General features: G+C 74.4%; 4 protein-coding genes. 2 read left to right on the top strand and 2 right to left on the bottom strand.

Going from position 1 to position 2,889, the window contains the following annotated elements; translation table 11 throughout:
- Positions 1-234: hypothetical protein (locus tag K6I34_RS34855; RefSeq protein WP_229332039.1), on the top strand; the 234-nt coding region annotated here is incomplete at its 5' end.
- Positions 235-486: 252 nt separating this feature from the next.
- The gene (locus K6I34_RS34850) at positions 487-681 is read left to right on the top strand and encodes a hypothetical protein (protein WP_374231104.1); all 195 of its coding nucleotides are present in this window, start codon (positions 487-489) and stop codon (positions 679-681) included.
- A 77-nt stretch (positions 682-758) separates the two neighbouring features.
- Here the strand turns inward: K6I34_RS34850 and K6I34_RS34845 are convergent, their stop codons facing one another.
- Both K6I34_RS34845 and K6I34_RS34840 read right to left on the bottom strand, forming a co-directional pair.
- The gene (locus tag K6I34_RS34845) at positions 759-2,126 is read right to left on the bottom strand and encodes an AarF/ABC1/UbiB kinase family protein (RefSeq protein ID WP_229332038.1); all 1,368 of its coding nucleotides are present in this window, start codon (positions 2,124-2,126) and stop codon (positions 759-761) included.
- Between the two features lie 42 nt (positions 2,127-2,168).
- Positions 2,169-2,889, bottom strand: a 721-nt coding sequence (locus K6I34_RS34840; protein ID WP_229332037.1) for a ThiF family adenylyltransferase, incomplete at its 5' end; no start/stop codon positions are given.

Genomic DNA, 2,889 nt, shown 5'->3' with positions numbered 1-2,889 from the left:
CCCGAAGCCCCCGCCCGTGACGCCTCCCGCGCGACCGCCTCCCGCCAGAACAGGAACCTCGAAATGCAACTCATCCCAGAAGCCCTGGCCCGGGCCCATATGGACGACCGCCTCCGGGCGGCCGAGTCGGAGCGCAGGGCCATCCGCCTCGCCGCCGCCCGCCGGATGCAGCGCCGCGCCGAGCGCGCCTCCCTGCGCGCCCGCCGCGCGCTGGCCATGGCCGTGATGCACTGACCTGCGCCTGGCCGGCCTGGCGCCGCCTCGGCCGCCCGGCCTCTTGGCCGCCTGGTTGCCCCTGCCGCTTGGCCGCCCGGCTGCCCCGGTCGCCCCACCCCGGCCGGGGCGCGGCGCCGCCCGGAGCTCACCATGACCCCTGCGGGGCCGGATCCGAACGGATTCGGCCCCGCAGGGCCTCGGGTGCGTTGTGCCCTTGCGGCGCGCCCTCGGGGATATCGTCTGGGAGTGGACCGGAAGACGCATGAGTCAGTGCAGTTGGATCCTGAGGCCACGGAGAACGCCGCGCCCGTGACGTGCGCTCGCTGTGGCACCACCGCCGACGGTATGCCGCCGCCGACCTGGACCTGTTCCGTCGAGAACGGCAGCCGCCGCTACTTCTGCGACGACTGCGCCCGCGACAACATCAGAGCCATCGAGAGCAGACTCGACTCCTCCTGGTGGTGAGCCCCTCCCGGGGCTCGGCCGGTAAGGACGCGTAAGGGCACGGACCGTCAGAGCACGGACCGTCAGGACGCTGCCCGTCAGGACGCGGGGGTCTCCTGGCTCTTGTCCGCCGCCGCGAAGCCGGGCACCCATGCCTCCATCTCGTCCCTCAGCCGCACCGTCGCGCCCAGCTGGCACAGCACCCCGATGGTGCTGGTCGTCACCCGGTGTATCAGCAGGTAGGAGGGCGGCAGATTGAGCTGTCGCCCCAGCTGGTAGGCGGGCGACCGGGGGTCGGCGACCCGGGTCGCCTGGGCCCGCATCCAGCCCCGGGTGAAGGTGAACTCCGCGACCTGTGCCGGCTCGATGATCGGCAGCAGGTAGTCCAGCACGGCTCCGGGGTCGAGCTCGATCTCCGGTTTGACGAACCCCTCGTCGCGCAGGAGCTCGTGGACCGCCTCCGCGTCGCCGTCCAGCGTCAGCCGCAGGGCCGTGCCGATCGTCGGCGGGAGCCCCTGCGGCAGCCGGTCCACCGTGCCGAAGTCCAGCACCCCCAGCCGCCACTTCTCCGGCGGACCGTCAGGGGCGTCCCCGGTCAGCAGCCGGAAGTTGCCCGGGTGCGGGTCGGCGTGCAACAGCCCCGTGCGCGCCGCGCCCGAGAACAGGAAGCGCGCCAGCAATTGCCCCGCTCTGTCCCGCTGCTCCTGGGTGCCGTCCGCTATGACCTCCGACAGCGGCACCCCGCCCAGCCACTCTGTGATCAGCACCTGATCGCTCTGGTGCACCACCCGGGGCACCGTCACGTCCGGGTCGGCCGCGAACTCCCGCGCGTGCGCGGCCTGGGCACGGGCCTCCAGCTCGTAGTCCAGCTCCTCGGACACCCGGTCGCGCAGCTCGGAGATCAGCGGCTTGATGTCCATCCCGGGGATCAGTGGCCCCAGCAGCCGGGCGAAGCGGCCCAGCTGGGTGAGGTCGGACAGCAGCGCCTCGCCCGCCCCCGGATACTGCACCTTGACCGCGACCTCGCGCCCGTCGTGCCAGACGGCCCGGTGCACTTGCCCGATCGACGCGGCAGCCGCGGGCTGCTCCTCGAACTCTTCGAACAGCTCCCGCCAGTCCGGGCCCAGCCGCTCCGCCAGCGCCGCGTGCACCGACTTCGTCGGCATCGGCGGGGCCGCTTCCTGGAGCTTGGTCAGGGCCGCCCGGTAAGGGCCCGCGATCTGCTCGGGGAGCGCCGACTCGAAGACCGACAGCGCCTGGCCCAGCTTCATCGCACCCCCCTTCAGCTGGCCCAGTGTCGCGAACAGCTGCTCGGCCGTGCGCTGCTGCAGTTCCGTCGCGATGAGTTCCGCGGGCCGGCCGCCGATGCGCTTTCCCAGCCCGAGCGCCGTGCGCCCCGCGAACCCCAGTGGCAGCGCGGCCAACTTGGCGGTACGGGTGACCGCCTTGCGGGGTAGATCAGACATGCGCCCCTCCAACTCGCTGAACAGCCACGCCGCGGACGGCGGTTACCTGCTCATTGTTCCGTGCTGTCCCCCGGCGGCCGGGGCATATCCGGAATCCGGAGATCCCGCCGCGCCGCACGGGCACCGCGGATGCGGCTCGACGGGCCGCGGGGACCAGGCCGGACCCGGCAGCGCCAGCTCCAGCCGCACCCCCGCGCTCGCCGGGGACCCACCGTCGAGGAAGGCCAGAGCCCGCGACACGGTCAGCCCCGCCACGACCGTGGCCAGTGCCATGTCGCACGACGGTACCCCCGGGGCGCGGCCCGAGCGCCACTGGGCGAGCATTCGCGGCCAGGCGGGATCGCGCCCGGCCCGCCCGAGCTCGACGCAGCCCGCACACGCCGTGCGGCCCGGCAGCACCAGAGGCCCCACCACGCCGGTGGCTTCCAGGACACCCGCGTACATATGGGGAGTCCCGGCCAGGACGAGCTCCTGCGCGGCGGCCGGGTCGGGCGCGTGGGCGGCCAGCCCGTCCCGCGGGGCGAACACCACCAGGGCCAGGGGCGGTTCGGCCGCACCGCCGCCCCCGCCCCGGGACCGCGGCCGGGGGACCGGCGCCACCTGCCGCACCAGCCGCCGCACCGCGCTGTCCCGGCGCTCCCCGATCCGCTCGGCACCCACACCGCCCGGCGCCGCGTCCCACGGCTCGACACAGCCGCCGTCCTGGACGTCGACCTGCCCCACTCCCGATGCCGACAGCAGGGCCGCCACCGTCGCCCCCACC

Source organism: Streptomyces sp. UNOC14_S4, from assembly GCF_020740835.1.
In the GTDB taxonomy this organism is placed as follows: domain Bacteria; phylum Actinomycetota; class Actinomycetes; order Streptomycetales; family Streptomycetaceae; genus Streptomyces.
The sequence above is the reverse complement of the archived record's forward strand: the minus strand, read 5'-3'. Positions and strand labels throughout refer to the sequence as shown.

Excerpts from the sequence above, each read along its gene's own strand:
- K6I34_RS34845 (WP_229332038.1), bottom strand. The coding sequence starts at position 2,126 with ATGTCTGATCTACCCCGCAAGGCGGTCACCCGTACCGCCAAGTTGGCC.